This is a genomic window from Dellaglioa sp. CoH-56-MRSF-10 (assembly GCF_056782175.1).
Window position 1 is genome coordinate 1 of sequence record NZ_JBXAYF010000033.1, and the last position, 480, is coordinate 480.

A 480-nucleotide genomic window follows, 5' to 3' on the forward strand; every position below is an offset into this window, starting at 1 on the left:
GAGGTGCGGAACGCGGAAAGGCTCACACGCGAAAACGTTGAGATTTTCAGTAACCCGGAACACCACAACCACGAACTTCTGCAAGAACGCTATCGTGGGATGAGCGACGCCTATCAGTTTGCGCGTGGCTGCGTCGCGCGTCACGTCATGCAGGAACTATCGAACGCTGAGCACTACCATATTGTGGAGGACTGATGGGGCTTTCATATGTGCTAATCGCGACTGCTCTGTACGCTGGCTACGGGACACACCCAGTACACGTCGAGCACGATTACCCTACACGCGAAACGTGTCAAAAGGCTTACGAGATTTTCGAAGAGCAGACGCGCTCAACTGACGGCACTCGTGCCAAGGTGACGGGTGCGTGTCTGTATACTGGACCTCGGGGAGCGGACAAATGAGTGTGGCACAAAACACGGCTTCAGGCATCATCAAAAGTGTCCTGATTCAGCTCGAACAACGGCTCGATATTAAGGTCCT

1 protein-coding gene is annotated in these 480 nt (G+C 54.0%); it reads left to right on the forward strand.

Annotated elements, in window-relative coordinates; translation table 11 throughout:
* Positions 1–195 (forward strand): hypothetical protein (locus AC1RP4_RS07690; protein WP_481763224.1); only part of this gene is annotated, 195 nt, incomplete at its 5' end.
* Between the last annotated feature and the right edge of the window lie 285 nt (positions 196–480).